The organism is Actinoplanes nipponensis (genome assembly GCF_016862275.1).
GTDB lineage: Bacteria > Actinomycetota > Actinomycetes > Mycobacteriales > Micromonosporaceae > Actinoplanes > Actinoplanes nipponensis.
In genome coordinates this window covers 1-25,423 of the sequence record NZ_BOMQ01000036.1, presented here as the reverse complement: position 1 = coordinate 25,423, position 25,423 = coordinate 1, and the positions used below count along the sequence as shown (strand labels likewise).

18 protein-coding genes, 2 tRNA genes, 1 other RNA gene and 1 pseudogene are annotated in these 25,423 nt (G+C 71.1%); 18 read left to right on the top strand and 4 right to left on the bottom strand.

Annotated features, from left to right (window positions below; genetic code table 11):
- The first annotated feature begins 100 nt into the window (after positions 1-100).
- A tRNA-Ser gene (locus tag Ani05nite_RS15225) sits at positions 101-190 on the top strand.
- A gap of 78 nt (positions 191-268) precedes the next feature.
- Here the strand turns inward: Ani05nite_RS15225 and Ani05nite_RS41045 are convergent.
- Positions 269-594: pseudogene (locus Ani05nite_RS41045) on the bottom strand (transposase); the annotation flags it as partial.
- Between the two features lie 1,425 nt (positions 595-2,019).
- On the opposite strand from Ani05nite_RS41045, the gene Ani05nite_RS15220 reads away from it, so the two are divergent.
- On the top strand, positions 2,020-2,433 hold the full coding sequence (locus Ani05nite_RS15220; RefSeq protein WP_203768893.1) for a ribosomal maturation YjgA family protein: 414 nt from the start codon (positions 2,020-2,022) through the stop codon (positions 2,431-2,433).
- Here the strand turns inward: Ani05nite_RS15220 and Ani05nite_RS15215 are convergent.
- Positions 2,393-5,752 (bottom strand): TIR domain-containing protein, encoded by a 3,360-nt coding sequence (locus tag Ani05nite_RS15215; protein WP_203768891.1) that lies wholly within the window; start codon positions 5,750-5,752, stop codon positions 2,393-2,395. The genes Ani05nite_RS15220 and Ani05nite_RS15215 overlap by 41 nt on opposite strands.
- Positions 5,753-5,888: 136 nt before the next feature.
- On the opposite strand from Ani05nite_RS15215, the gene Ani05nite_RS15210 reads away from it, so the two are divergent.
- Positions 5,889-6,968 carry a hypothetical protein gene (locus tag Ani05nite_RS15210; RefSeq protein ID WP_203768889.1) on the top strand — a complete coding sequence of 360 codons (1,080 nt, stop codon included), beginning with the start codon at positions 5,889-5,891 and terminating at the stop codon, positions 6,966-6,968.
- A 12-nt stretch (positions 6,969-6,980) separates the two neighbouring features.
- On the opposite strand, the gene Ani05nite_RS15205 is transcribed toward Ani05nite_RS15210, so the two are convergent.
- Positions 6,981-7,394: a glutaredoxin domain-containing protein gene (locus Ani05nite_RS15205; protein ID WP_203768887.1), complete on the bottom strand. Its 414-nt coding sequence runs from the start codon at positions 7,392-7,394 to the stop codon at positions 6,981-6,983.
- A gap of 58 nt (positions 7,395-7,452) precedes the next feature.
- Between Ani05nite_RS15205 and Ani05nite_RS15200 the strand changes: the two genes are divergently transcribed.
- From Ani05nite_RS15200 to Ani05nite_RS15175, 6 genes are all read left to right on the top strand, one after another.
- On the top strand, positions 7,453-8,679 hold the full coding sequence (locus Ani05nite_RS15200; RefSeq protein WP_203768885.1) for an SLC13 family permease: 1,227 nt from the start codon (positions 7,453-7,455) through the stop codon (positions 8,677-8,679).
- A complete protein-coding gene (locus Ani05nite_RS15195) occupies positions 8,676-9,149 on the top strand; it encodes a universal stress protein (RefSeq protein ID WP_203768883.1) in 474 nt (157 codons plus the stop codon). Before Ani05nite_RS15200 ends, Ani05nite_RS15195 begins: the two co-directional genes overlap by 4 nt.
- A 228-nt stretch (positions 9,150-9,377) precedes the next feature.
- Positions 9,378-9,587 (top strand): hypothetical protein, encoded by a 210-nt coding sequence (locus tag Ani05nite_RS15190; RefSeq protein WP_203768881.1) that lies wholly within the window; start codon positions 9,378-9,380, stop codon positions 9,585-9,587.
- A gap of 107 nt (positions 9,588-9,694) precedes the next feature.
- Positions 9,695-10,219 (top strand): DUF6886 family protein, encoded by a 525-nt coding sequence (locus Ani05nite_RS15185; protein WP_203768879.1) that lies wholly within the window; start codon positions 9,695-9,697, stop codon positions 10,217-10,219.
- Between the two features lie 81 nt (positions 10,220-10,300).
- Complete coding sequence (locus tag Ani05nite_RS15180; RefSeq protein WP_203768877.1) at positions 10,301-10,642, top strand: STAS domain-containing protein; 342 nt, start codon at positions 10,301-10,303, stop codon at positions 10,640-10,642.
- A 206-nt stretch (positions 10,643-10,848) separates the two neighbouring features.
- On the top strand, positions 10,849-12,513 hold the full coding sequence (locus tag Ani05nite_RS15175) for a heparinase II/III domain-containing protein (RefSeq protein WP_203768875.1): 1,665 nt from the start codon (positions 10,849-10,851) through the stop codon (positions 12,511-12,513).
- 57 nt (positions 12,514-12,570) lie between these two features.
- Here the strand turns inward: Ani05nite_RS15175 and Ani05nite_RS15170 are convergent.
- Positions 12,571-12,658 (bottom strand) — tRNA-Ser (locus Ani05nite_RS15170).
- Between the two features lie 79 nt (positions 12,659-12,737).
- Between Ani05nite_RS15170 and ffs the strand changes: the two genes are divergently transcribed.
- The 9 genes from ffs to Ani05nite_RS15125 all read left to right on the top strand — a co-directional run bounded on the left by ffs (position 12,738) and on the right by Ani05nite_RS15125 (position 24,200).
- Positions 12,738-12,833: signal recognition particle sRNA small type (gene ffs, locus Ani05nite_RS15165), an RNA gene on the top strand.
- Positions 12,834-12,945: 112 nt separating this feature from the next.
- A complete protein-coding gene (locus tag Ani05nite_RS42375; protein ID WP_203768873.1) occupies positions 12,946-16,662 on the top strand; it encodes a DNA polymerase III subunit gamma and tau in 3,717 nt (1,238 codons plus the stop codon).
- Between the two features lie 96 nt (positions 16,663-16,758).
- A complete protein-coding gene (locus Ani05nite_RS15155; protein WP_239130031.1) occupies positions 16,759-17,067 on the top strand; it encodes a YbaB/EbfC family nucleoid-associated protein in 309 nt (102 codons plus the stop codon).
- A gap of 4 nt (positions 17,068-17,071) precedes the next feature.
- Positions 17,072-17,665 carry a recombination mediator RecR gene (gene recR / locus Ani05nite_RS15150; RefSeq protein WP_203768869.1) on the top strand — a complete coding sequence of 198 codons (594 nt, stop codon included), beginning with the start codon at positions 17,072-17,074 and terminating at the stop codon, positions 17,663-17,665.
- A gap of 374 nt (positions 17,666-18,039) precedes the next feature.
- Positions 18,040-19,047: an ABC transporter permease gene (locus tag Ani05nite_RS15145; protein ID WP_203768867.1), complete on the top strand. Its 1,008-nt coding sequence runs from the start codon at positions 18,040-18,042 to the stop codon at positions 19,045-19,047.
- 69 nt (positions 19,048-19,116) lie between these two features.
- The gene (locus Ani05nite_RS15140; RefSeq protein ID WP_203768865.1) at positions 19,117-20,895 is read left to right on the top strand and encodes an ABC transporter substrate-binding protein; all 1,779 of its coding nucleotides are present in this window, start codon (positions 19,117-19,119) and stop codon (positions 20,893-20,895) included.
- Between the two features lie 99 nt (positions 20,896-20,994).
- The gene (locus tag Ani05nite_RS15135) at positions 20,995-21,996 is read left to right on the top strand and encodes an ABC transporter permease (RefSeq protein WP_203768863.1); all 1,002 of its coding nucleotides are present in this window, start codon (positions 20,995-20,997) and stop codon (positions 21,994-21,996) included.
- A gap of 12 nt (positions 21,997-22,008) precedes the next feature.
- On the top strand, positions 22,009-23,076 hold the full coding sequence (locus Ani05nite_RS15130; protein WP_203768862.1) for an ABC transporter ATP-binding protein: 1,068 nt from the start codon (positions 22,009-22,011) through the stop codon (positions 23,074-23,076).
- 71 nt (positions 23,077-23,147) lie between these two features.
- On the top strand, positions 23,148-24,200 hold the full coding sequence (locus tag Ani05nite_RS15125; protein WP_203768861.1) for an ABC transporter ATP-binding protein: 1,053 nt from the start codon (positions 23,148-23,150) through the stop codon (positions 24,198-24,200).
- Positions 24,201-25,423: the final 1,223 nt, after the last annotated feature.

The following is a 25,423-nucleotide window of genomic DNA, read 5'->3' as shown; positions in this document are numbered from 1 at the left end:
TCCTGCCAGGCGGGCCGGACCCACACGGCACGACCTCGGGCTTTGCCCCGGAAGGCAACCCGGCGGCGGGGGCCGCCGGGCATCGGGTAATCTACTGCGCGGTGGTGTGTCCGAGCGGCCTAAGGAGCACGCCTCGAAAGCGTGTGAGGGTGCAAGCCCTCCAAGGGTTCAAATCCCTTCACCACCGCCAGTAAGCAGGGCAGACGCCCGGTGACTCCAAGCGAGTCACCGGGCGTCTCTCTGTCTGGTCTCAGTGAGTGTTTGAGGTGTTGATCAGGGCCAGGCGGTGGTGCGCGGTGAGCCAGGCCAGGGTCCTCTCCACCACCCAGCGGCCCGGGTGCACGGCGAAGCCGCGCTGGTCGGGGGTTTACGCACGATCTCGACGGTGGTCTTGAGCGTGTCGTGGGCCCAGTCGACGAACCGGCCGGCGAAGCCTTGGTCTGCGAAGACACGCCGGACCGGACTGGTCAGATACATGCCGAGCAGGGCGGACTTTCCGCCGTCACGGTCTTGCCACGAGGCGGCCAGAACGCAGGCGGTGATCAGCAGGCCGGCCGTGTCGGTGACGATGAACCGCTTGCGTCCGTTGATCTTCTAGGGCGATGCGCAGCGGGGCGCGCGCCTGGCCGACCCGCGCGGTAGTCAACGATCCCCGTCCCGCCCCCTACATCGCGCGAGACTCCGAAGCGTCGATTGCGCAAGCCCTGCAACAGCGACGACGGCTGACCCTGGTGCACGGAGAGTGGCTGGCAGGGACAACCCGCAGCCTCGCCCAAGCCGGTCACTGTCAGCGAGATGGTGGCGGCCGTCGAACAGCAGGGAGTCGTTGTTGCGCGGGGTCAGCCAGGCCAACTCCGGCCGGGCCGGGCCGGGCCGGTGCAACGTCACGGCTACGAGCCCGCTGACCTCGTCTTTCAGCTCGTGCTTTGTACATAAAAGGAACTAAAGGAACGGATCTTTATCCATCCTAAATCGGGTCCACAAAAGCGATGTCTTCACGCTGTGTAGGCGATCAATCACCCCACGGAATAGGCAACAGTTTTGGGGTAGAGAATTTGGTGCTTTTCCGCTGGGGCAAGGTCCGGCTTCCGTAGGATTTGATCAGCTGAGCGGTCGACTCCCCATCGCCGTTGAGGTCCCGATCAACTTTGGTGGGTTCGCGCGTGCTTACCGAAGCACATGGGGTGGCCATCCGGCCCTTCGTACGGAAGGACCACAGCACCGGGGACGACATGCCGCGCAGCCAACCAAGATCGGAAGATGAGCCGGAACGCAGCCAGCAAGGTCAGCCGGGACCGCCATGGGACCCATGGGGCAAGGCAGCGATCGCGATGGATGTGGCTTCCGTGTACTGCTCGTACAAGCATTACGAGGGCCTCGCCGCTACAGCACAGGCCCTCGCAATACTCTTCCGAACCTTCGGTCGTCGGTAACGTCTGGAAGCGTTGACGACCGAAGAGGCGCCGTCGGGGTCGCTCGAGCGAAAGCCGGGCGACCCCACCTATGGCCCATGCCTCGGAGCCTAATCGCTCACTGGCCGCTTGTAGCAATGATCTTGAACCTAGGTATGAAACGCTGTCGTCGGGACAATGCTGCATGTCAAACCCCCAGCACGTCTGGTTAAGGGCGACCCCGCCTGCGCCGTCGCTCGCGCCGCGACGCGCTCTCGACCAGCTCATATAGATGACGGTCTGGCCTGGTAGTCGGGGTCTCAAGATCCTCGTCTGGCACAAAGGGTCCGTGGTCTCAGTCCTGGTCTCGTTCGCGAGCGTTCGCGGACAATTGGGAACGACCGGTGGACCCCTCTTCGCCAGCTCACGCATGGTGCCGACCTTGCGCGAACTGTTAATCACAGACCTTGAAAGCGTGTGAGGGTGCAAGCCCTCCAAGGGTTCAAATCCCTTCACCACCGCCAGCAAGCAGGGCAGACGCCCGGTGACTCTCCCCGAGTCACCGGGCGTCTCTCTGTCCGGCGCCGTCCGCGGCGATTCCTGCGACCGGCTTCCTAAGCTCGCCACCATGGTGCGCAGACGGCTGATGGCGGTGGTCGCGGTGGTCGCGATTCTCGGGGTCGCGTTCGGGATCCGGGCCTGGGCCGACGGCCCGCTCGAGCAGTATTCCGGCACCGCGCTCTATGCCTCGCTGAGCTACGCCGGGGTCTTCGTGGTGTGGCCGGCGGCACCGCCCGTCCGGGCCGGGCTCGTCGCCGTCGGGTTCTGCTGGGCGGTCGAGTTCTTCCAGCTCACCGGGGTTCCCGCGGCGCTGTCCGCGAGCAGCCGGCTGGCCCGGCTCGCGCTCGGGGCACAGTTCGACTGGGTGGACGTGGCCTGGTATCCGGTCGGCGTCGGGCCGCTCGTGCTCGCGCTGCGGCTGGTCCCGGCCCGGTACGGCATCAGCGGGCACAGGTCGGCTGGTACGGCGCCTCCGGGATGAGGGCGGCCCAGTCGTCCGCGTCGAAGCCGCCCCCGGCGACGGCACAGGCCACGGCGGCGGGGTCGGCGCGCAGGTCGTTCAGCGCCGAGTAGTCCCAGAGGACCGCCCGGGTGCTGCTCAGGTTGGTGCCGCCGGTGGTCAGCGTGTGCCCGTCCGGGTGGAAGAGCAGCGAAGCCGACCTCAGGTGGGCGCGTCTGAGGGTGGCGACCCGGACCGGGGCGGACGGGTCGGCCACGTCCCAGAGCGCCGCCGCGTCGTCCTTCGTGCCGGTGGCGAGGGTGCGGCCGTCGGGGGCGAAGGCCACCGACCACACCGGGGCGGCGTTGCCGGTCAGGATGGCCTGCCGGCGCAGGCGGGTCCGGTCGGCGACGTGCCACAGCGCCGCCGTCTGGTCCGCGCTGCCGGTGGCCAGGGTGCGCCCGTCCGGGCTGAACGCCATTGCCTGCACGACGTCGGAGTGTCCCTTGAGCGTCCCGTACGGGACGGGGTGCGCCCGGTCGGCCAGGGTCCACAGGTCGATCGTCCGGTTGGCGGCGACGGCGACGGTGCCGCCGTCGGGGCTGAACGCGATCGCCGAGACCAGGTCCTCCGCGGGGAGCTCGGCCAGCCGGACCGGGTGGGCCCGGTCGGTGAGGTCCCACAGCACCACGTCGAACGCCTCACCGACGACGGCCAGGGTGCGTCCGTCCGGGCCGAAGGCCAGCACCCTGCCGTGGCGTCCGCCCGGCAGCGGGCCGAGCGGCTTCGGCGCGCCCGGATCGGTGAGGTCGGTCAGCGTCACCGATCCGCCCGCCGCCCACCCGTACGCGGCGATCAGGTCGCCGCCGGGGCTGACGGCCGCCGCGTCCACGTACGTGGGATGGACGCGTACGGTGGCGCGCCCGGCCGGACGGGCCGGCTCCGTCAGGTCCCACACGGTTGCCGTGCCGTCGAAGTGGACGGTGGTCAGGCGTTGCCCGTCCGGGGTGAGCGCGGCCGTCAGCCCGGACCGGTACTCGCCGTCGGCCCGGCCGAGGATCTTCGGTTCGCCGTGGGTGTCGACGGTCCACAGGCTCAGCGCTCCGGTGGAACCGGTCGTGGCCAGGGTGCGGCCGTCCGGGCTGAACGCCAGCGATTCGCCGGATCCGCTGTGGTCGTTCAGATCGGTCAGGTGGACGGGGCTGTTCTGCGTCACGTCCCAGAGGCGCGCCGTCCCGTCGCGGTCGCTGGTGGCCAGGGTAAGGCCGTCGCCGCTGAACTTCGCCGCCGAGGCGCGGCCCGGCGTGGTGGAGATCTTCCGCGGCTTCGTCCGGTTGCCCAGGTGCCAGAGCGCGAGGTTCCCGTCGCTGTCGTTGGTGGCCAGGACGGGGCGGGCCGGGCTGAACGCGACCCGCCACCAGCTGCCCTCCAGCGTGCCCACCTCGGCCGGACGGGTGCGGTCGGTGATGTCCCAGACGGTGCCGGGTGCGCCGGCGGTCACCACGGTGCGGCCGTCGGGGCTGAAGGTGAGCGGCGCGCCGTACCCCTTGGCCTGGCTGGTGAGCAGGGTGGGGCTGCCCCGGTCGGCCAGGTCCCACAGGGTCCAGTCGCCGTCGATGGTGACGGCGGCGAGCGTCTGCCCGTCCGGGCTGAAGGTGAGCCAGCCGGTGTCCGGCGCGGGCAGCGTGCCGAGGGCGGCCGGGCGGGCCGGATCGGACACGTCGAACAGAACCGGTGCGAAGTCCCAGTCGCCGCCCACGAGGGCGAGTGTCCGGCCGTCCGGGCTGAAGACGGGCTGGCCGACGAACGAGATGCCGTCGAGCGGGGCGAGCCGGACGGGCGCGGCCGGGTCGGCCACGCTCCACAGGGACGCCGAGAAGTCGGACTCGACGGCGGCGAGGATGCCGTTGGGCCCGTACGCCGCGTACAGGATGTTGCCGGTGGTGCCGAGCCGGCGCGTGGACGTGGTGAGGCCGGCCAGCTCGCGGCGGGCCTCGACGCCGGGCTGGATCCGCTGCGCCGCGATCCCCAGCCGGAGCGCCGCCGCCGGATCGTTGCCGACCGTCGCCCGGGCCTGGTTCAGCAGCCGGCGTCCGATCGCGATCTGCTTCTGCTCCGCGGCGTTCCGCTCCTGCCGGCGGGCCTCCTCGGCGGCTTCCTCGGCCTTCCGCGCGTTCTCGAGGGCGATGGCCTCCTGGCGGTGCGCCTCCGCCGCGGCCTCCGCGGCCATCCGCTGCTGTTGCCGCGCGATGTGCCGCTGCCGCTCGGTCTCCGCGGCGGCCTCCGCGGCGAGGCGTTCCTGCTGCTCCGCGATGATCTTCTGGCGGGCCGTCTCCCGCGCCGACCGCTGGGCCAGCTCGCTCTGCTCGCGGGCCACTGCCCGCTGTTCCGCAGCCAGCGCCCGGGCCCGTTCCGCCAGCTGCTGCTGCCGGCGCGCGTTCGCCAGCTGCCGGTCGGCCTCGTCCGCCGCCCGCTCGGCCACGCCCTGCTGGTGCCGGGCGCGCTGCTCCTGGCGCTCCGCCTCCACCGAGGCGGCTCGGGCGCGGGCCTGCTGGGTGCGGACGTTGCCCTCCAGCCGTTGCGCCTGCTGCGCGGACCGCTCGGCGTTGCCGCGCTGCTGCGTGGCGACCTGTTCCTGGCGCCGGGCCTCCACCGCCGAGGCGGTGGCCCGGTCGGCGTTGTGCTGCGCGAGCCCGCCGGCCAGCGACGCCACGAGGGTGAGCACTGCCAGCGCCGCCACGGCCACCCGGCGCAACCGCCGGAGCCGGCGGTGCTGCCGCACGTCCTCGCCCTCCAGCTGGTCCTTGCTGACGCCGTGCATGGGGGCGGCCAGCTGGGCGATCGCCTCGCGGAACCGGGAGTGCCGCAGGCTGAGCAGCCCGTCCTCGTGCGCCCAGCGCAGGTCGAGGAAGAGGGGCTCCTCGGTGAACACGCCGCGCAGCGCGTCCGGCACGGCCGTCGAGTCGGCCGCCAGGTCGCCCCGCTCCGCGTCCCACCGCCAGGTCCCGTCGGTCACCACGGGCAGGATCCGGTCGGCCGGCTTCGTCGCGATCCAGTGCTCGATCTCCCGGTTCACCCACGGCGACCCGGCCGCCTCCGGCGACGCGAGCAGCACGAGCCAGGCCGAGTCGTCCAGCGCCTGCTGGATCGACGACCACAGGGCCGGCGTCACCGACAGGCCGGTCTGGTCCCGGAAGATCCACAACGCCCGCCGGCGATGCCACGGCTTGGCCAGCCGGTGCAGACCGCGCTGCACGGCCGGCGCCAGCCGCCCGTCCGCGGCGTGGCTGTAGGAGATGAAGCCGTCGAAACTCATGCCCGGGCCCCCGATGTCGGTCATCAACGCCGACCGATTCTCCATGCCGCCGCTCCGCCCGGCCACGTACCGGACTTCCCGAATCCCGGCCGGTGCCGGGAACCGTCAACAGGAGCCCGAATCCGGCGCCAACGGCGGAACGGGCCGGACAGGGCGGCTGCTGATCCGTACTGTGCGCATCATGCGAACGTCTCTGGTCGCGCCGGCAGCCGCCGCTCTCGTGCTGTCCCTCATTCCCGCCGGGCCGGCTCTCGCCGCGCCGGCCGCGGACACCGCTCCGCCCGAACTCAAGTCGATCACCGTGGCCACTTCCTCGGTCACCGTGTCCGGCCTGCAGACCAAGCTCATCGGGGTGCGGGTCCGGCTGACCGACCAGACCGGTGTGCAGCCGATCGAGTACCAGGCCAGCCAGGAGCTGGCGTCGCCGTGGCTGAAGATGAGCGCCGCGCCGAACACCTGGGTGCTGCTGCGCCGGACGGAGGGCACCGACCAGGACGGCATCTGGACCGGCACGATCGCGGTCACGTCCGCCTGGAGCGGGGCGATCCAGCCGATCGGCATCTACGCGATGGATCAGACGGGGGGCAACGCGCTCAACGCCGACCCGCGGACGATCGTCGACACGCCCACCCTGCAGGTGCAGAGCTCGCACCGCCCCGGGCTGGACATGACCTTCTCCCCGGAGCCGGCCGTCAAGGGCAAGCCGGTCACCCAGCGGATCCGGGCCTGGGACACCAGCACCGGCAAGCCGTGGGCCAACCTGTCGGTGCGGCTCAGTTCCGACAGCGGCTGCGTGGAGCCGGGCAACGTCACGCCGGTGCGGACCCGGGCGGACGGCACGTACCAGCGGACCCTCAGCGCCGCTCAGTGGCAGTGGCTGCAGTGCGCCTGGATCCCCGGCGTGAACCAGCCGACCATGCCGTACCCGATGACGATCATCGCCGCCGACGGCGCCCACGTGCGGACCCTGCGCTACAAGGTCACCGCCACGCCGGCCGCCACCTCGGTGCGGGCCGGCACCAGCGTCGCTGTCAACGGCAACGTCAGCCCCCTGAACAAGGGCAAGGTCATGCAGCTCCAGCGGCTGTACCCGGACAAGACGTGGCGCAAGGTGAGCACCGCGAAGGTACGGGACAGCGGCCGTTACACCCTCGCGGCCACCCCGCCGGGCAAGGCCACGTACTCGTACCGGGTCTACGCGCCCGGAGACACCTACGCGGTCGGCGGAATCTCCAAGGTCTTCACCGTCCGGGGCACCTGAGCGGCGGGCCGCTCAGCCGGCGCGTAGCCGGCTGAGCAGCCACCGCGGGTCCGGGTTGACGTACGGGGTCCCGGCCAGCACGACAGTCGGGACGGTCTCGTTGCCGTCGGCGACCGCACGCACGGCGGCCGCGCCCTCCGGGTCCCGCCAGATGTCCACCCAGTGCGCCCGGCGGGCCGCGCCGCCCAGCGTGGCCCGCAGGCGCACGCAGAACGGGCAGCCCGGACGCCAGTAGACGATCGCCCGGCCGTCGGTGGCGCTGCGCCGCTGGGCCTCCGCCGCCGTCAGCGAGCGGGGGAACAGCGCCGGCGACACGAACGCGGCCAGCAGGGCGAAGGCGAGGAAGAAGAACACCGAGCCGCCGGTGACCCACAGCAGGGCGCCGAGAACGAGGAGCAGGCCGGCCAGGCCCCATCGACGAAGCATGGCGGCGACGCTACGCGCCCGCTGCAGGGCGTCGCGACCGGCCGTAAGGTGCGCAGTCGTGGCTACCGCGATCTCGTTGCTCCTGCTCGTCGCGGTACTGGGTTTCGCCGTCGTGCGGCCCGCCGGCCTGCCCGAGGCGACCGGCGCCGTGCCGGCAGCTGTGCTCACCGTCGTGACCGGGCTCGTGCCGTGGCGGGCCGCGCTGGACGAGCTGGCCGGCCTGGGGCCCACCGTGGGCTTCCTGGCGGCGGTGCTGCTGCTCGCGTACCTGGCTGACCAGGCCGGTGTCTTCCGCTTCGCCGGCGCCGCTGCGGCGCGCTGGAGCGGGGGTTCGCCACGCCGGCTGCTCGGGCTGGTCTTCGTCATCGCCGCCGCGGTCACCGCCGCGCTGAGCCTGGACGCCACCGTCGTGCTGCTCACCCCGGTCGTCTTCGCCACGGCCGCCACGCTGTCGGTACGCCCCAAACCCCACGTGTACGCCTGCAACCACCTGGCCAATTCCGCCTCCCTGCTGCTGCCCGTGTCGAATCTCACCAACCTGCTGGCCATGTCCGCGGCCGGGCTCTCGTTCCTCGGCTTCGCGGCGCTGATGGCGCTGCCCTGGCTCGCCGTCATCGCGGTGGAGTACGTGATCCTGAGCCGCTTCTTCGCCGACGATCTGGCGACGCCGGCGCACCGGCCGCCGGTCGAGCCGGTGCCCGCCCCCCGCTTCGCCCTGGCCGTGCTCGGGGTGACCCTGACCGGCTTCGCCGTGGCGTCTCCGGTGGGCATCCACCCGGCCTGGGTGGCGTTGGCCGGCGCGCTGGCTCTCGCCGTACGGCTGCGCATCCGCGTGCCCACCCTCCTGCGCCGCGCCGATCCGGCGTTCTGCCTTTTCGTCCTGGCCCTGGGCGTGGTCGTGCTCGGGGTGAGCCGGGGCGGGTTCGGCCGCCTGGTCGACCGGGTCGCGCCGCAGCACGCCGACCTGCTGGGTCTGCTGCTCATGGCCGTCCTCGCCGCGGTGCTGGCGAATCTGCTCAACAACCTGCCCGCGACCCTGATGCTGCTGCCGCTGGCCGCGCACAGCCCCGGGCTGGTGCTCGCCGTGCTGCTGGGGGCCAACATCGGGCCGAATCTCACGTATGTCGGTTCGCTCGCCACTCTTTTGTGGCGCCAGATCCTGCACAAGAGTGGTCACCCGCCGGTGACGGGTGAATTTCTGCGGCTGGGTGCACTCACCGTGCCGGCCTGTCTGATCGTCGGGGTGGCGTCACTGTGGGTGAGTCTGCGAGTGTCGGGGTTGTGAGGATCCTGGTGTGGGTCGCGGAGGGCACCTGGCCGGCGTGCGTCGATGCGGTGCGCCCGCTCGCCGGGGACGTGACGCTGCTGCATGTCGTGGATGCCGCGACGGCCGCCGCGCTGAGCGCGCCGGCGGGTCTGCTGGGGCGGTCGGTCCGCGCCGACGAGGGCGAGTTTCTGCTGGCCCGGGCGGAGCGGGAGCTGCTGGACGCGGCCGCTGCGCGGCTCGGCCGGGACGCGGAGCGAGAGGTACGGCGGGGCCGCCCGGAGCGCGAGGTGGTGGCCGCCTGCGCCGGTGTGGATCTTCTCGTGCTGGCCCGCGACGGCGACCGCAGCCGGCTCGGCCCGCGCAGTCTGGGGCACCACACCCGCTTCGTGGTCGATCACGCACCGTGCCAAGTTTTGCTCGTCTGGCCGGAGTCGACACCGGGCCTCGGCACCCTCCCGCCGCCGCCCCATCATGATCAAAAACGCTGATCAGGTGACGGATGCGTGTCGGTACCGTTTCGTCCCTGGCGGACCGGCGTTGTTACCTGGGAAGATTACCGGGAGTAACTGTTAATACGCCGCCCTAATATGTCGCCTCTTTGCAAGACGTAGCGCCGAAATCCACCGGATCGGACAACCCGTCCTACCCTGGCGGCGAAAAAGATTCACAAGACGGCCTCGCGCAAAGGTGTCTATGTCTGCCCTAAGGTTGGTCAGGTGAGAGTTGAGCAGCACTGGTGGAATGGTGACAACCGGCTCGCGCGCCGGGATGTCTACGTCCGCACCGACGGCGAGGTCTGGGAGGTCGAAGCTCAGATGGGCGGGCCCCAGGGCAAATCCAAGGTGCAGCAGTGTCCAGGAAAGGCGTCCGCGCTGATCCTGGCCGACGCGTGGCGCGGTCCACGCTGGCAGTGGCGCAAGCTCTAGGCGCCAGGAGCCGGGGCTGTGCCGCACGCTTGAACTTCTCGGCCAGCCGCATCTGTCGATCGGGCCGGACCCCACGGGGTCCGGCCCGATTCTGGTAGAAACCAGCGGTGCGTCCCACCGCCGGGCAGGTCCTGCACTTCTCCGAGGACCCGCGCATCACCCACTTCGAGCCCCACGTCGCGGCCACCGCGCGGCAGAGCGAGCCGTACGTCTGGGCCCTCGACGCCGAGCAGGCGCCGTCGTACTGGTTCCCCCGGGACTGCCCCCGCGTGCTGGCCTGGCCCGGCCCGGAGACCGCCGCGGCTGACCGCCGGCTGGTCGGCGACCGGCGCACGCACACGATCGAGTACGGGTGGCTGCCCGCCCTGCAGTCGGTCCGGCTGTACGCGTACCGCTTCGCCGCCGCCGCGTTCCACCCCTTCGGCTCACCGTGGCCGCACGCGATGGTCGCCACCACCGCGGTAACCCCGCTCGGTCCGGCCGAGCCGGTCGGCGACCTGCTCGCCGCGCACGAGGCCGCCGGGATCGAGTTGCGGCTGGTCGACGACCTGTGGCCGATCATGGACGGGGTGGTCCGGAGCAGCCTGCGGTTCAGCGGCATCCGGCTGCGCAACGCCCGCCCGCGAAAGTGAAACCGCCGGACGAAATGTCCGCCATCGAACGTTCGCGTAGATCTAGGCTGGGCATCCGCCTAACCGGACGAAAGTGATGCCATGCAGGCCACCGTGACCGACACCCCCTCCGATGTCGCCGTGCTGCGCCTGAGCGGCGAACTCGACGCCGACACCGCCTCCGATCTGCACAAGCTCCTGGCCGAGCTGCTGGAACGTCCGGTGCCGCGGATCGTGGTGGACCTCTCCGACCTGAAGTTCTGCGACTCGGTGGGGCTGAGCGCGTTCATCACCGCCAAGCAGGTCATCGCCGCGCGCGGGGGCTGGATGAGCTTCGCGGGCGGCAACCGGTTCCTGGTCTCGCTGCTGGGGACGGTCGGGCTGAGCCGGTACTTCGCCATCTTCCCCGACGTGGACGACGCCATCGCGGCCGCGCAGATGTAGCGGGATGGCGCCGAACCTGGAACGGTACGGTCACGCCCTGTGTTGACGGCTCGCCGCAATAGTCCATAAGGGCGAGCTCGGCGAGTCGCGAATGCACAGTTGGCTCGTACCCGCGGTCGTTCCCCGCCCGCGGCGTCGCAACGGGACAGCGCCCGGCCCCGGCACTGCGGTCTCATGACGCCGTGCCGAAACTTCTTCACAGAGTCGTGGCCACAACCGCCGTCCTCGTGCTCTCCGCCGGGCTGTTCACCACGGACCCCGCGATCGCCGGCCCGGCCGGCCCGCACGTGATCCCGCCCGATCCGGTCGCCGTCGACGACATCGACGCCCTGGAACAGATCTACGGTGCACCGTCGCGCAGCGCCCTGGCCGAGGACCCGACCGCCGACGCCCGCTGCGGCGACCCGGCCGCCGAGCCCGTGCCCGACGGCGAGCCGATCAAGGTGAGCATGCCGCCGGCGCCGGTCTTCACCGTCGGCTCGATCGCCGCCACCTCCTGGCGTACCCCGCCGGTGGCGGACGCGACCTGGCGGATGCAGTACCAGGGTCTGATGTGGATGAGGCCGCTCGCGCGGCGGGCCGCGATGGACGGTCAGCTGCAGTCGCTGGCGGCGCTGGTCGATCAGGCGGTCATGTTCCACCGCCAGAACCCCGACCCGGGCAACAACAACTACGGCTGGGACGAGGGGACGGCGCTGCGCCGCCTGGAGACGGAGAACTGCCTCTTCGCGCTGACCGCCTCGGAGCAGCTGCGGTCCGGCATGACCGCCGACGCCAACGTCCTGCTCGGCAAGCGGTACTACGGCCCGCCGTACGCCTCGGTGCACAACCACGGCCTGATGGCCAACCTGCAGCTCGTGCGCGCCGGTGAGCAGCTCGTCGTGCCGACCTGGAAGACGACCGCCACCGCGCGGATCCTGCGGGAGGCGCCGCTGGCCTTCTCCACGCAGGGCATCTCCTACGAGCAGTCCTCGATGTACCACGGCGTCAACACCCGGCTGTGGGCCAGCGCGGTGGCCATGCTGCGGACCATCCCGGGCGAGGAGGCCGCGGCCGAGACGGTCGACAAGACCGTCCTCAGGGCCCGTACGGCCATCGAGTGGATGACCGAACCGGACGGCAAACTCGTGCAGATCGGCGACTCCGACGAAGGCTCCGGGACACCGGGAACCAGCACCACGGCGCGCGTGCTGCGCGACGACCAGACCGGCTGGACGATCGGCCGCTGGTCGTGGACCGACCCGAACGCGCTCTACTACACCCTCCGCTCCGGTCCGGCGCGGTGGGCGCACGGCCAGCACGACCGGGCGGGCGGCGTGACCTTCAGCGCCGGGGGCGTCCGGGTGCTCGTCAACCCCGGCCGGTACAGCTACACGAAGACCGACAACTACAACGCGTACCAGATGTCACCGAACAGCCACAACGTGGCGCTGCCGGCCGGCCCCAAGGTGACCAACGCCGGCGGCAAGGTCACCGCGGCGACCGTCCAGGCGGCCGCGCACAACTGGACCGTGCAGGACACGATGTTCGGCATCGCGCACACCCGCGGCGTCAACGTCAACCGCGACACGAAGACGATGAAGGTCTCCGACTCCTTCCCCAAGGCCGACCTGTGGCGGCAGTACTTCCACCTGGCTCCCGGCTGGACCCTGGAGTCGGGCGCCGGCGGCGGCACCAAGATGGTGTTCAAGCATCCCTCCGGGCGCCGGCTCACCATCACGACGACCGGCCGGGTCTCCGGAGCGGTGCAGGGGATCACCCGGCCGCCGCAGGGCTGGCACTTCCCGGCGATGGGCAGCCGGGTGTGGGCGTACGAGATCGTGATCCGCTCGTACGGCCGTTCGTCGATCACGAGCTTCCAGCTCAGCTGACGGGGCCCTGGACAGACGGAAGGCCGGACCATGCGGTCCGGCCTTCGTCGTTCGTGCTGGCGGAGGATACGAGATTCGAACTCGTGAGGGTTTTATCCCAACACGCTTTCCAAGCGTGCGCCCTAGGCCACTAGGCGAATCCTCCGTCGGCCAGGATACAGACCCGCCGGCGCGGCGTTGCCGGGAGGGCCGCACGATCGCTCGGCCGCGCCAGGTACTCTATCCCCAGCCCCTCGTGCGGCGTCATCTTGTGAACCTCCCCAGGGCCGGAAGGCAGCAAGGATAAGCGAGCTCTGACGGGTGCACGGGGGGTCCTTACTTTCCCCCGGGACCCCCGGCGCCGCCCCTCCCGGGGCCACCCGCGCGGGGCGCGGTTTGTTGTTGTCACACCCTCGGCGGAGAATGGCGCGGTCGTCGCAGGAGGTGGCAGGAGTGGCACTCGCCCTCTACCGCAAGTACCGGCCCCGGACCTTCGCCGAGGTCATCGGGCAGGAGCACGTCACCGAGCCGCTGTCGCAGGCTTTGCGCAGTGGCCGGCTGCACCATGCCTATCTGTTCTCCGGGCCGCGCGGCTGCGGCAAGACGTCCAGCGCGCGCATCCTGGCCCGCTCGCTCAACTGTGAGCAGGGTCCCACCCCGGAGCCGTGCGGGGTCTGTGCCTCGTGCCGGTCGCTGGCCAACGACGGCGCCGGGTCGATCGACGTCATCGAGATCGACGCGGCCAGCCACGGCGGCGTCGACGATGCCCGTGACCTCCGGGAGAAGGCGTTCTTCGCCCCCGCCAGCAGCCGCTACAAGATCTACGTCATCGACGAGGCGCACATGGTCTCGTCGGCGGGCTTCAACGCGCTGCTCAAGCTCGTCGAGGAGCCGCCCGACTACGTGAAGTTCATCTTCGCGACGACCGAGCCGGAGAAGGTCCTCGGCACGATCCGGTCGCGCACCCATCACTACCCGTTCCGGCTGATCCCGCCGGCGGTGCTCCGGCCGTACCTGCAGCAGCTCACCGAGGCCGAGGGCGTGCACGTCGACCCGGCGGTGCTCCCGCTGGTGGTGCGGGCCGGCGGCGGCAGCGCCCGGGACACCCTGTCGGTGCTCGACCAGCTCATCTCGGGGGCCGGGCCGGAAGGCGTCAGCTACCCGCGGGCGGTGTCGCTGCTCGGCGTGACGGACGCGGCGCTGATCGACGAGATGTGCGACGCGCTGGCGGCCGGCGACGGCGCGGCGGCGTACCAGACCATCGACCGGGTCGCCGAGGCCGGCCACGACCCTCGGCGCTTCGCGTCCGACCTGCTCGAACGCCTCCGCGACCTGATCGTGCTCCAGCAGGTGCCCGACGCGGTCACCAAGGGCCTGATCGACGGCCCGGCCGACCAGCTGGAACAGATGGGCGCGCAGGCGACCCGGCTCGGCCCGGCCACGCTGTCCCGCTGCGCGGACATCGTGCACAACGGCCTGGTCGAGATGCGCGGCACGACCGCGCCGCGGCTGCTGCTCGAGCTGATCACGGCCCGCATGCTGCTGCCCGGCGCGGACGACGCGCAGAACGCGCTGCTGCAGCGGCTGGAGCGGATGGAGCGGCGGCTCGCGCTCTCCACCGATGACGAGGTACGCCCCCAGCCCGGCGTCGTTCCCGAGGCGGCGGCCGGGGCTGGCGGGGGCGGCGGCATCTCGGCTGCTCGTGCGGCTGCCGCGGCGGCTGGACGGCGCGCGCCCGGGGCGGCTGCGCAGGCGGCGGCCGGCTCGGCGTTCTCCGAATCCGGGCCGGTTCCTGGCGCGGTCTCCGGGGACGGGTCAGCGGCGCCGGTTCCCACGGTGAGCGGGTCTGCCGCGCCGGTTTCGGCGGGTGGGGTGGGCTCCGCTACGCCGGTCTCTTCCGTGTCGCCGGCCGCTGCATCGTCGGCGTCGCCGGTCTCTTCGGCCTCTCCGGTCTCCGCCTCGCCGGTCTCTTCGGCGTCGCCGGTCTCGGCCTCGCCGGCTTCCCCGGTCTCTTCGGCGTCGCCGGTCTCCGCTTCGTCGGTCTCCGCCTTCTCGGCTTCTCCGGTTTCCGGTGAGCCGGACCTCGGGCCGCCTTGGGTGACGGATCCGGAGCCGAGCGCCGACGGACCGCTGCCGAGATCGGGAATCCCGTCCTCGGCTTCGCCGGTCTCCGGCGCGGGGACGCCGCTTCACGCCGCTGGGATGACTTCGGGTGCTGCCGGGCCCGCTTCCGGAACGCCGGTTCCCGTCTCTGGTGGTCCCGCTCGCGGTGGTCCTGTCTCCGGTGGTCCTGTCTCCGGTAGTCCCGTCTCTGGTGGCCCCGTGCCTGGTGGCCCCGTGCCGGGTGGTCCTGTCGCCGCGGGTCCGGGGTCGGGTGGGCGGCATCCCGAGCCCGCCGGCCTGATGCCCGACGCGCCGGAGGAGCCCGGCTTCGCGGCCGAGGCCGAGGTGCCCGGCCAGCTGTCCGCCGCGGCGATCCGCGAGGTCTGGCCCGAGATCATGACCGCGGTCAGCCGCAAGAGCAAGAAGATCGCCGCCCTCGCCCAGGGCGCCACCGTGCGGGACCTCGAGGGCCAGACCGTGGTGCTGACGTTCCGCTTCCCGGCGCACGCCAAGATGGTCGCCGCGGAGCCGGCGCTGATCTCCGACGCGCTCTACGAGGCGCTCGGCGGCCGCTGGCAGATCCGCTGCGACGTGGCGGGCGAGAGCGGCCCGTCGCCGGGTTCGGGCGGTTCCGCCCCGCGTGGCCCGCGCGGCGGTCCGGCCGGCCCCACGCAGCGCACCCCACAGGCCCAGGACGGCCCGCCCCGCCAGGACGCAGCCCGCACCGCGGCAAGCGGCGGCGCGACCCCCACGCGGCAACGTGAGGCTGCTCCCCGGGCCGCCGCGCCCCGCGCCTCGGCCTCCGTCGAGAGTGATGCCGGCGACGAGTGGCCGGAGCCCGCCCGTCCCGGAGGGCTGGCCACGGCGGTGGCCACCCAGGTAGCGGAGGCGCCTCCCGCGGAGGACGAGGAGTGGCCCGAGCCGGCGCGCCCCGGTGGCGCCGGCCTGCGGGCGGGGGAGGCTGCGCGGCCGGGCTTGGCTGACCCGAGCGTGGGGCAGACCAGCCCGGTCGGTGACGACTTCGGCGGTCCGGGTGGCGGGCAGGGTTTTGACGGTTCCTCGGCCCAGGCGGAGGGGGGTCAGCGCCTCTCCGGTTCGACCGGCGTCGCCGGTGACATCGGCGGCGGTGCGGCTGGTGGCCTCGGCGGCGGCGCGGCTGGCGGCCTGGGAAGCGGCGCGGCTGGCGGCCCCGGTAGTGGCGCGGCCGGCGCTGGAGGTGGCGGTGCGGCTGCGGCTGGCGGCCTCGGAAGCGGTTCGGCCGGCGGTGCTGGAGGTGGCGGCGCGGCGGGTGGCCCTGGTGATGGCAGCGCGATCGGTGCTGCTGGAGCTAACGGCGCGGCCGGTGGCCTCGGAAGTGGTGCAGCTGGTGGCGTCGGAGGTAGCGGCGCGGGCAGCGCTGGTTCTGCCTTTGCGACCAGCGGCGGCCCGGCCGCCGGCTCCGGCGCATCCCTCCCCGGAGGCGCGGCCATCCCGGGGGGCGCGGCCATCCCCGGAGGCGCGGCCCTCCCCGGAGGCGCGGCCCTCCCCGGCGGCTCGGCCGTCCCCGGTGGTGCGGCCGCCGGCTCCGGCGCATCCCTCCCCGGCGGCGCGCCCACCGGGGATCCGGCCCGCGACCGCCCAGCCCAGCCGACCGGCAACCCCACCTCCCGCCCGGACCGGCCCGGATCCCGCAACAGCCCACCCGCAGCCGCCGCGCCGGGCCCAGGCGGGCGAGCCCCGTCCAGCGGCCTGGCCGCCGCCCGCGCGGCCGCGGCCGGCGCCGGGCGCGGCACCAACGCCGCCCCGCCGGCCAAGACCAGCGCCTGGTCGGACGGCTCACCGACCGAGGAAGCGCCCTACGACCCCGAGTACGACGGCCCACCCCGCCCGAACGGCGGCCACCCGAACGGCGGCCACCCCAACGGCGGCGGCAGGAACGGCGGTGGCGCCGCGTTCGAGGGCTTCGACCCCGGCGACGAGCCGCTCGACGACGTCATCGACGAGAAGACCGCCCGGCAGAGCAGCGAGCAGCAGGCCGTACAGCTGCTCCGTGACGCCCTCGGGGCGGAGAAGATCAGCGAGTCCTGACCCGGTTCCGTGCCCGGTGTGCGGGGCACGGGACAATGGTTGCGACTACCCCCGCTTATAAGGAGCAATGCGATGCGCCCCGGTGGACAGCCGAACATGCAGCAGATCATGAAGCAGGCGCAGAAGATGCAGCAGCAGGTCGCGCAGGCGCAGGCCGAGCTCGCCGAGGCCGAGGTCACCGGCACGGCCGGCGGTGGCCTGGTCACCGTGGTCGTCACCGGGCTGGGCGAGTTCAAGTCCATCAAGATCGACCCGAAGGCGGTCGACCCCGAGGACGTCGAGACGCTCGAGGACCTGGTGCTGGCGGCCATCCACAACGGGTCCGAGGCGGTGCGGGAGCTGACCGAGCAGAAGATGGGTCCGGCCACCGGCGGCCTGGGCGGCCTGTCCCTCCCGGGATTCTGAGCCCGTGTACGAGGGTGCCATCCAGGACCTGATCGACGAGCTGGGCCGCCTGCCGGGCGTCGGCCCGAAGAGCGCCCAGCGGATCGCCTTCCACGTCCTGTCCGCCGATCCCGCCGACGTCACCCGGCTGGCCAACTCCCTGCGCAAGGTCAAGGAGCTGGTCCGTTTCTGCACGACCTGCTTCAACGTGGCCGAGTCGGAGCAGTGCCGGGTCTGCCGCGACACCCGTCGCAGCAACGAGGTCATCTGCGTGGTCGAGGAGCCCAAGGACGTCGTCGCGATCGAGCGGACCGGCGAGTTCCGCGGTCGCTATCACGTCCTGGGTGGCGCCATCAATCCGCTGGAGGGCATCGGGCCCGACAACCTGCGGATCCGTGAGCTGCTGATCCGGCTCGGCACCGGCGAGGTGAAGGAGCTGATCCTGGCCACCGACCCGAACACCGAGGGCGAGGCCACCGCCACCTACCTCGCGATCATGGTGAAGCCGATGGGTATCGCCGTCACCCGGCTGGCCAGTGGCCTGCCGGTGGGCGGCGACCTGGAATACGCCGACGAGATCACCCTGGGCCGGGCCTTCGAGGGCCGGCGCGCCGTATAGCGAAACCGGCCCATTTTGCCCGCTTTCCGCCACTTCAGAGCCATGTAGCCGGTAGTTTTCCGTCTTGACGGGTCCCCAGGTCACGGTCACATCACGGGGGAGACACGGAAGCACGCGTGTGCCGGTGATGGCCTTGACCGCACCCCCGCCGTAGGTGAATGTTCCTAACGATGGCGGCACACCCGCTGTCGCGTGCCTCTGCGGAGCCGGTCGGACCTGACCGGTTTCCCCGGGGGAACGGCACTCGAGGCTTGCGATAACCGATCGGTTGCCGGGCGCTGCGGGAGCCATTGCCGGCGGTTTCCGGGCTTCTTGCCCACGACCGCGGCTGTGGAAACCTGCGGTCGGCGGCCGGGGAAAGGACCGGCGGATACATGTCGATCGGCCCAGAGGCGTCGATTACCGATGAGCGGTCGGCGCCCACCGACGATCCCGCCGTCGAGCGGGCGTTGGAAGAGAAGGCCATCGCCGGCCGGTCGCTCAGGCAGATCGCATGGCGGCGCCTGAAGGGCGACAAGGTCGCGCTGGCCGGCGGCATCGTCGTGCTCGTGCTGGTGTTCATCGCGATCCTGGCCCCGGTGCTGACCAAGCTGTTCGGCCACCCCATCGGCGAGTTCCACGGCGACAAGATCGACCCCACGTTGGGCACCCCGATCGGACCCTGGGGCGGTATCAGCCGGGAGTTCCTCCTCGGTGTCGAACCCGTCTCCGGCCGCGACATCTTCAGCCGCATCGTGTACGGCGCGCAGACCTCGCTGTCCGTCGCCTTCCTGTCGGCCTTCCTCTCGACCGTCCTGGGCGTGATCTTCGGTCTCTCGGCCGGCTACCTCGGTGGCTGGGTCGACGCGGTGATCAGCCGGATCATGGATTTCCTGCTCGCCTTCCCGCAGCTGCTCTTCGCGATCGCCCTGGTCTCGGTGCTGCCCGACTCGATGCTCGGGCTCGGTGACCGCTGGTCGCGGGTCCTCGTGCTGGTCGGTGTCATCGGCTTCTTCGGCTGGCCGTACATCGGCCGGATCGTCCGCGGTCAGACGCTGTCGCTGCGCGAACGGGAGTTCGTCGAGGCGGCGAAGAGCCTCGGCGCCCGCTCGCCGCGCATCCTGGGCCGGGAACTGCTGCCGAACCTGGCGGCGCCGATCCTCGTGTACACGACGCTGATCATTCCTACCAACATCCTCACCGAGGCCGCCCTGAGCTTCCTGGGCGTGGGCATCCCGCCGCCGAACCCGTCGTGGGGCGGCATGCTGTCGGACGCGGTGAACTTCTACCGCTACGACCCGATGTACATGATCGTTCCGGGCGGAATGATCTTCATCACCGTGCTGGCCTTCAACCTCTTCGGTGACGGCCTGCGTGACGCGCTCGATCCCAAGGCCCGCTGACACCGGGGCCACAGCACCAAAGCATGTTCCGCGGCCTTCGGGTTCGCTGTCTAGGAGGTAGGAGTACAGGTGGTTAGCAAGACGAGGGTGGTGGCGGCCGCAGGGCTCGCCGTCGCGTTGGGCTTCACCGCCGCTTGCGGTGGCACGTCCGACAGCGACTCCGACAAGGGTTCGTCGAACGGCAAATCCGGCTACAACGCCGCGCTGACCGGTGTGGTCAACCCGAGTGACAAGAAGGGCGGCACGCTGAAGCTGATGTCGTCCCAGGACGTCGACTCGATGGACCCGGCGCGGGCCTACTACGCATTCGTGTGGAACCTGAACCGGCTCTACACCCGCAAGCTCGTGGACTACGCCGCGGCGCCCGGCAAGGACGGCCTCAAGCTGGTCCCCGACCTCGCCTCGGCCGAGCCCGAGATCAGCGCGGACAAGCTGACCTACACCTTCAAGCTGAAGAGCGGCATCAAGTTCGACGACGGCGCTCCCATCACGTCGAAGGACATCAAGTACGGCATCGAGCGGGTCTGGGCGGCGGACGTCATCTCCGGCGGCCCGGTCTACCTGCCCGGCGTCCTGGACCAGGGCCAGAAGTACCCCGGCCCGTACAAGGACACCGACCCCGACAAGCTGGGCCTGAAGTCCGTCACCACGCCGGACGACTCGACCATCGTGTTCAAGCTGGCGAAGCCCTTCTCGGACTTCCTCTACCTGCTGGCGATGCCGGGCTCGGGCCCGGTGCCCAAGGCGCGGGACACCGGAGCGCAGTACGGCTCCGCCCCGGCGTCCTCCGGCCCGTACATGCTCAAGCCGGGCGCGATCGTGCCGGGCAAGAGCGTCTCGTTCGTCCGTAACCCGAACTGGGACCAGTCGACCGACACGATCCGCAAGGCGCTGCCGGACGCGATCAACCTGACGATCACCACCAACGCCGACGACATGGACAAGCGTCTCATCGACGGCACGGTCGACCTGGACGCCGGCCAGACCGGTGTGCAGACGCAGGCTCGCACCCAGATCCTGCAGGACGAGAAGCTCAAGGCGAACTCCGACGCCCCGACCACCGGCTTCCTGCGGTACGCGGGCCTGGCCACCTCGGTCAAGCCGCTGGACAACATCGACTGCCGCAAGGCCATCATCTACGCGGCCGACCCGACGTCGCTGCAGACCGCTCGCGGTGGTCCGATCGCGGGTGGCGACATCGGCACCAACATGCTGCCGCCGAACATCGCCGGCTCCGACCCGGCGTACGACCCGTACAACCGGCTCCAGGGCAAGCCGCAGCCGGAGAAGGCCAAGGCCGCGCTCGAGGCGTGTGGCAAGCCGACCGGCTTCGACGTGACCATCGCGGTCCGCAACAACAAGCCGGCCGAGGTCAAGAGCGCCGAGGCGCTGCAGGCCGCGCTCAAGGCGTCGAACATCAACGCCAAGATCGACCAGTACGACGGCGCGCAGCAGGCCTCGATCACCGGTTCGCCCGACAACGTGAAGAAGAAGGGCTACGGGATCATCATCGGCGGCTGGGGCGCCGACTACCCGACCGGCGCCGGCTTCATGCAGCCGCTGTCGGACAGCCGCTTCATCCCGGCCAACGGCAACTACAACCTGCCGGAGATCAAGGACCCCTCGATCGACGCGCTGTACGACCAGGCCGCCGGCGAGACCGACCCGGTCAAGGCGGCCGACATCTACAAGCAGATCAACACCAAGGTCATGGAGGGCGCGTACTACCTGCCGTTCGTGGTCGACAAGGCGCTCAACTACCGCAACCCGCGGCTGACGAACGTCTACGAGCACTCCGCCCTGAGCATGATCGACTTCCAGGCCATCGGCCTGAGCGACGGCAAGTAGTCGATCTTCTAGCACCGAAGGGCAGGTGAAGGCCGCCCGCAGTGGGCGGGCGCCGGTTCCGCGAGGAAACGGCGCCCGCTCCCTGTTCGGCCGAACGTCGTGCTGACATATCTCATCCGGCGGGCAGTCAACGCCGTGCTCACCCTCCTGGTGGTCACGCTCGTCACCTTCGGCATCTTCTTCATGGTGCCCAAGATCACCGGTAGTGACCCCGCGCTGCTCTACATCGGAAAGACCGCCGACGCCGCGTCGGTGGAGGGCATCCGGACCAAGCTGGGCCTGGCCGACCCGGTCATCGTGCAGTACGGCAAGTTCCTCAAGGGTCTTGTCGCCGGACGGGACTACGCCAACGGCAACGACGTCACGCACTGCCCCGCACCCTGCATGGGCTACTCGTTCAAGACCGACCAGGAAGTCTTCCCGCTGCTGATGGGCGACCTGCCCGTCACGCTGTCGCTGGCGCTGGGAGCCGCGGTGCTGTGGGTACTCATCGGGGTCTCCACCGGTGTCATCTCCGCACTCCGAAGAGGCAGCCTGCTGGATCGGGCGGTGATGACCGGCGCCCTGGCCGGCGTTTCCCTGCCGATCTACTTCACCGGGCTGCTGGCGCTGAGCATTTTCGTGTACTGGCTGGGCTGGCTGCCCAACGCCGACTACACGTCGTTCTTCGTCAATCCGCTCAGCTGGGCCTCCGGCCTGATCCTGCCCTGGGTCACCCTGGCCTTCCTGTTCGCCGCCACCTACGCCCGGCTCACCCGGGCGAACATGCTGGAGACCCTGGGCGAGGACTACATCCGTACGGCCCGGGCCAAGGGCCTCGGGGAGCGCACGGTGATCGGCAAGCACGCGCTGCGCTCCGGCCTGACCCCGCTCGTCACCGTCTTCGGCCTGGACCTGGGCGCCCTGCTCGGCGGCGCCGTCCTCACCGAGGCGGTGTTCAACCTGCGCGGTCTGGGCTACCAGGCGCTGACGGCCATCCGCGGCAACGACCTGCCGGTGATCATCGGCGTGACCCTGATCGCGGCGTTCTTCATCGTCTTCATCAACCTCATCGTCGATGTGCTGTACGGCTTCATCGACCCGCGGGTCCGGCTGGGCTGAGGAGAGAACCACATGTCTACCGACTCGCTCGCCGGCCTCACCCTGCCGGGCGACCGCAACACCCGACCGTTCCTCGAGGTCAAGGACCTCACCGTTCGTTTCGAGACCGACGACGGCATCGTGCAGGCGGTCTCGGGCTCGTCGTTCACCGTCGAGCGCGGCAAGACGCTGGGCATCGTCGGTGAGTCCGGCTCGGGCAAGAGCGTCACCTCGCTCGCGGTGCTCGGCCTGCACCGCACCCGCAGCAACGCCAAGGTCTCCGGCCAGATCTGGCTGGACGACCAGGAACTGGTCACCGCCACCGACGAAGAGGTCCGCAAGCTGCGCGGCGGCAAGATGGCGATGATCTTCCAGGACCCGCTGAGCGCGATGCACCCGTACTTCACGGTCGGTTCGCAGATCGTCGAGGCGTACCGGGTGCACAACCCGAAGGCGTCCAAGAAGGAGGCCCGGGAGCGGGCCATCGACATGCTCGCCCGGGTCGGCATCCCGCAGCCGGCGAAGCGCTTCGGCGACTACGGCCACCAGTTCTCCGGCGGCATGCGCCAGCGCGCGATGATCGCCATGGCGCTGGTCAACGATCCCCAGCTGCTGATCGCCGACGAGCCGACCACCGCGCTCGACGTGACCGTGCAGGCGCAGATCCTGGACCTGATCCGGGACCTGCAGGCGGAGTTCGGCTCGGCGGTCATCATGATCACGCACGACCTCGGCGTGGTGGCCGAACTCGCCGACGACGTCCTGGTCATGTACGGCGGCAAGATCATCGAACGTGGCCCGGCGACGAGCGTCTTCCACGACCCGCAGCACCCGTACACCTGGGGTCTGCTCGGGTCCATGCCCCGCCTCGACCGCGACGTCCGCGACCGGCTCAACCCGGTCAAGGGCTCGCCGCCCAGCCTGATCAATCTGCCGTCCGGCTGCGCCTTCCACCCCCGCTGCCCGTACGCGGGCCGCAACGGCGACCGTTCCTTCACCGAGGTGCCGGAGCTGCGCGGCGGGGCGCACGCCGTGGCGTGCCATCTGCCGCCGGAGGACCGCCGGCGGATCTTCGAGCAGGAAGTGGCGCCCAACCTGTGAGCACGAGCGGGATTCACGAGGACGGTCATGACCTGCACCGGAGCAAGGAACAAGGGAAGGGCCACGACGGTATGACCAAGGCGGCTCAGGGCGAGAACCTGCTCGAGGTGACTGGCCTGCAGAAGCACTTCCCGATCACGAAGGGTCTCCTCAAGCGCCAGGTCGGGGCGGTGCGCGCGGTCGACGGCATCGACGTGTCGGTGCGCCAGGGCGAGACGCTGGGCCTGGTCGGCGAGTCCGGCTGCGGCAAGTCGACGGCCGGCCGGCTGTTCACCCGCATCCTCGAGCCGACCGGCGGCAAGATCGTCTTCAACGGCGAGGACATCAGCCACCTGAACACCACCAAGCTGCGCCCGTTGCGCCGCGACGTACAGATGATCTTCCAGGACCCGTACTCGTCGCTGAACCCGCGGCACACGGTCGGCTCGATCATCGCGGCCCCGCTGCAGATCCAGAAGATCCCGACGCCGAACGGCGTCAAGACGGCGGTGCAGGACCTGCTCAAGCTGGTCGGCCTCAACCCGGAGCACTACAACCGGTACCCGCACGAGTTCTCCGGCGGCCAGCGCCAGCGCATCGGCATCGCCCGCGCGCTGGCCCTGCGCCCCAAGCTGATCATCGCGGACGAGCCGGTCTCCGCGCTGGACGTGTCGATCCAGGCTCAGGTGGTCAACCTCCTCGACGACCTGCAGCGCGAGTTCGACCTGACCTACGTGTTCATCGCGCACGACCTGTCGGTGGTCCGGCACATCTCGGACCGGGTCGCCGTCATGTACCTCGGCAAGATCGTGGAGATCGGCGACCGCAACGAGCTGTACAAGAATCCCCGCCACCCGTACACGGTGGCGCTGATGTCGGCGGTCCCGGTGCCGGACCCGTCGCGGCGCGACCGGGCGCAGCGCGAGCGGGTGCTGCTCACCGGCGACGTGCCGAGCCCGATCAACCCGCCCTCGGGCTGCCGCTTCCGCACCCGCTGCTGGAAGGCCCAGGACATCTGCGCGACGGAGGAGCCGCCGCTGGTGGCCCGCCTGGACGATCCGGAGTCGCACCAGACGGCCTGCCACTTCCCGGTGACCAAGGAAGAGATCGTGGTTGGGCGGTCGCCGGCCGGCACCTCGGTCTAGGACCTCATTCCCATCAAGATCAAGATCAAGTTCTAGGTCAAGATCTTGATGTCGTGCCTGGGTGCATGGTGCTGACCGTCGCTCCCGCCGATTGCGGGGTTCGTGCTTTGTTCCAGTCGGTGCGGGCTGGGTGCATGGTCGGGCTGGTTCGGTTTTGGGAGTTCGGGCTTTTCGGCGGGTGATGGGGGCGCGGGTGATGGCGCTTTGCCGCCGTGTCACCCCGGGTGCCCGTCGACGAGCGGGGGCGGGGTTCGGGACGGCCGCTACGACCTTTCCTGTTCCCTCGGCACTCGGCACCGGGCAGCGGGATCGGCACTGGCAGCGGCACTCGGCATCCCGCATCCGGCATCCGGCTGACCCAGCGCGGGAGTCGGCCTCGCGCGTGAGCGGGGTCGGCATGAGCCTCGCTCCCGCGTGGCGCGGGGCGGTCCAGCGGCCTGCCGGCCGGCTCGCGGCCTTTGTCACCCTGAATACCCCCAGCTTCCCGGCCCGCCCCGAGCGTCCTGGCCATTTGCAGCCGCCCTGCCCGCCATCGAGGTCCGATTTAGCTGGATCTTGAAGCGCCGGTGCCTCAAACCCGACCCTGACTCCACAAGATCCGTGTCTGCGGGTAGTGCGTGGTGTAACCGCCGCCTCGCGACCTCTGCGCCGCCGGCAGCCCACTGCCATTGCCGCCGCTCCGCTCTCACCCCGGCATTCCTTCCTGGGCTGCGACCGCCGTCGTGCCGCCCAGGGGGCTATAGCGTCGCCGCGCCGCAATCGACGCGACCGCAACTGCGTCGCCGCCATCGGCCGCGACCGCAACTGCGTCGCCGCGCCGCCATGCGGCAGCGAGTGCACCGCCGCCCGAGCGGGTCGTGACTGTGGTGCCAACCGCGGAGTCGGCATTGGGCAGCGATTCGCGCCGCATCGGGCAGCGATTGCGGCTCCCATCCGTCGCCGGCAGCGGCTGCGGCTGCGCCGTCACCGTCGCGTCGCCCGCCAACCGCGGGGCCGTGACGGGGCGGCGACTGCGCTGCCCCCTCGCGACGCCCCCACCGGGTAGGGACCGCGCCGCTATCCGTTGCCGGCTGCTGCTGCGGCTGCGCCCGTCACCCTCGCGTCCCGCCACCAACCGCGGAGCGGTCACCCTGCGCCGCCGCCCTGCGCCGCCGCCCTGCGCCGCCGCCCTGCGCCGCCGCCCTGCGCCGCCGCCCTGCGCCGCCGCCCTGCGCCGCCGCCCT

Bases quoted from the DNA above. Each gene is read 5' to 3' on its own strand.
- Ani05nite_RS15220 (WP_203768893.1), top strand. From the start codon at position 2,020: ATGGTGCGCAGACGGCTGATGGCGGTGGTCGCGGTGGTCGCGATTCTC.
- Ani05nite_RS15215 (WP_203768891.1), bottom strand. From the start codon at position 5,752: ATGGAGAATCGGTCGGCGTTGATGACCGACATCGGGGGCCCGGGCATG.
- Ani05nite_RS15210 (WP_203768889.1), top strand. From the start codon at position 5,889: ATGCGAACGTCTCTGGTCGCGCCGGCAGCCGCCGCTCTCGTGCTGTCC.
- Ani05nite_RS15205 (WP_203768887.1), bottom strand. From the start codon at position 7,394: ATGCTTCGTCGATGGGGCCTGGCCGGCCTGCTCCTCGTTCTCGGCGCC.
- Ani05nite_RS15180 (WP_203768877.1), top strand. From the start codon at position 10,301: ATGCAGGCCACCGTGACCGACACCCCCTCCGATGTCGCCGTGCTGCGC.
- Ani05nite_RS15155 (WP_239130031.1), top strand. From the start codon at position 16,759: ATGCAGCAGATCATGAAGCAGGCGCAGAAGATGCAGCAGCAGGTCGCG.
- Ani05nite_RS15145 (WP_203768867.1), top strand. From the start codon at position 18,040: ATGTCGATCGGCCCAGAGGCGTCGATTACCGATGAGCGGTCGGCGCCC.
- Ani05nite_RS15130 (WP_203768862.1), top strand. From the start codon at position 22,009: ATGTCTACCGACTCGCTCGCCGGCCTCACCCTGCCGGGCGACCGCAAC.
- Ani05nite_RS15125 (WP_203768861.1), top strand. From the start codon at position 23,148: ATGACCAAGGCGGCTCAGGGCGAGAACCTGCTCGAGGTGACTGGCCTG.